The following is a 2,051-nucleotide window of genomic DNA, read 5'->3' as shown; positions in this document are numbered from 1 at the left end:
GCGCAATCTGAACATACCTGAAAAATATATATTTCCTTAAAGAGACGGGCTTGTCCAACCACGGATAAGATTGTGGTTCGTTCGTTCCTCACTCAATCTATCCTTATTCGTTATGTGATTTTTTTATTTCTTAGTAAAATTGTAGACCTATATATGATATATGTCGCCAATGATAAAGACGAAATTATTGGTAAAAGAAATAAGTTATTAAAAAGCAAATACCCAACTCCTAATGAAAATCTAAGTGGAATTTCTTCTATGATGATTCGTTGAAAAAAATTGTCAGCGTCAAAAAAGGCTGGTGAATACCATTTAACATACAAAGCTAACGCAATATCAAGCGTAGTAAGGCAAGGTAACCAGAGTAAAAAATGTAGTTTTGTGAAAATTTCGATAATGATTGTAAGTAATATGGATATTGCTAAAATTTCTGATATCATATACATCCAAATTTTTTTACTTGAGAATGAAATTTTGTCCTTATTGAACCCATTTTTCTTAATATCTGATTTTTCTGTCATTGACAAATGATAGCCTAGAATTTGTTCAAGAGCTATTCTGTCAACTACATATTGGCATACGTAATTTTCCCATGAGTTACTGACAATTCGAAACGATTTGCCGTTTATAGTAACTCCATCGTAACTTTCTGGAATATGTTGAGTGGGGAACTCCGTCGGAATTACATAGTTTCTTGTTAGAATAACGGCATTTTTATCTGTAAGATCTACTATTATTATCCTTGCGTATGAATCAGGCTTACGATTTGAATTAGAAACAATTATGACTGCTGCTTCTAAAGGAGTAATTGTGCGAATCGGAATGTATGCATCTGGACCAGTTCGTTTAGGTTCTTGCCTCTGCTGTAGAGACAAGAATACTATTGCAGTTGCTACGATTAATGAAACCAAATATATCCAAATAATTCTCTTCATTATTTGCTTGGGACCATTTTTGCACATAACATGGATATAACCGGCGAGCTTCAGCGAGTCCGTGTTTACAGATTTGTTATGTTCAATTTTAATAATTTAAGAAATCATAAAATCAAGAGTAATAAGCATTGGATTTTCAATTGTAATTTGGCAAATAATATTCTGCCTCTGATAAATCATTAAAACCAAATTGATGCCTTAGATAGTAGTTTGCTTGTGGGAGCCAACCACTTTTAGGATATGTATTTAAAAAATTTACAATCGATTTCAATGTACGATCTTTTTTAGCTCTTTCAAGTGCTGTTCTATCTCTATGGTAAACTACATTGCTAATCCATGAACTTTGTGGGTAATTATCTATAAACGCTTGGTAACTTTCAAAAGTATCGATTTCTTTCGCATTCTCAAAAGCTTTTTTATCGCGATAGTAAATTATATCTACCATGTATTTGGTATTATTATTATTTATTAAATAATCGTTATAGTTTTCTACAGTATTAACTGCAAGAGCATTTTTATATTCTTCTTCAATGATGTTTTCCTGGTACTTAAAATAAATTAAATAACTAACAGCAGTAGATACAGCAAATAACATTACTAGTACAACATGGTCTTTTTTAATGCTTTGCATTACCGATCTCTTTTTTTGAAGGTGTGATTTTTTTATCAACATAACGTAAAGTTCTGTGGACACGCGCCGTATGCGTGTTCCGTAGAAACATTTTGTTAGCATTTTAATATTTTTTTTTATTTCATTTTTCTAATGAGTAGTCCACTGGAAACTAATATTAGTGTACCTGCTGCCATTATTCCAATTCCTCCCATTTCTTTTCCTGTAATTTTATTTAGTATTATTGGTATTATAATTAAAGGAATCGCAGATATGCAAAAGCCAATTGTTGTCCATTTAAATTTCGAGACTCCGACTTTTCTGGCCTTCGAATAAAAGAAATAAGTGGTCAATACTATGAATAGAATATCCATTATTTTATTTATTGCATCGAGGTAGAACGGCAGGGCGATCGCATGGGTAATAACCTATACTCAAGCAAATAGTCTACTTTCTTTTATCGTCTTAACAGGTTACATAGTTTTCTTCGTCACCCCTGATAACTC

At 32.0% G+C, this 2,051-nt stretch carries 2 protein-coding genes; both read right to left on the bottom strand.

The genetic code is table 11. From position 1 onward, the window contains the following. Positions 1–110 precede the first annotated feature (110 nt). A complete protein-coding gene (locus G493_RS0122525) occupies positions 111–935 on the bottom strand; it encodes a hypothetical protein (protein ID WP_028582169.1) in 825 nt (274 codons plus the stop codon). Positions 936–1,071: 136 nt separating this feature from the next. Further along, positions 1,072–1,566, bottom strand: a complete 495-nt coding sequence (locus G493_RS0122520; RefSeq protein WP_028582168.1) for a tetratricopeptide repeat protein — start codon at positions 1,564–1,566, stop codon at positions 1,072–1,074. Positions 1,567–2,051 lie beyond the last annotated feature (485 nt).

Origin of the sequence: Desulfogranum japonicum DSM 18378, from assembly GCF_000429945.1 — a bacterium.
In the GTDB taxonomy this organism is placed as follows: Bacteria; Desulfobacterota; Desulfobulbia; order Desulfobulbales; family Desulfobulbaceae; genus Desulfogranum; species Desulfogranum japonicum.
This window is presented reverse-complemented; position numbering and strand designations above follow the sequence as displayed.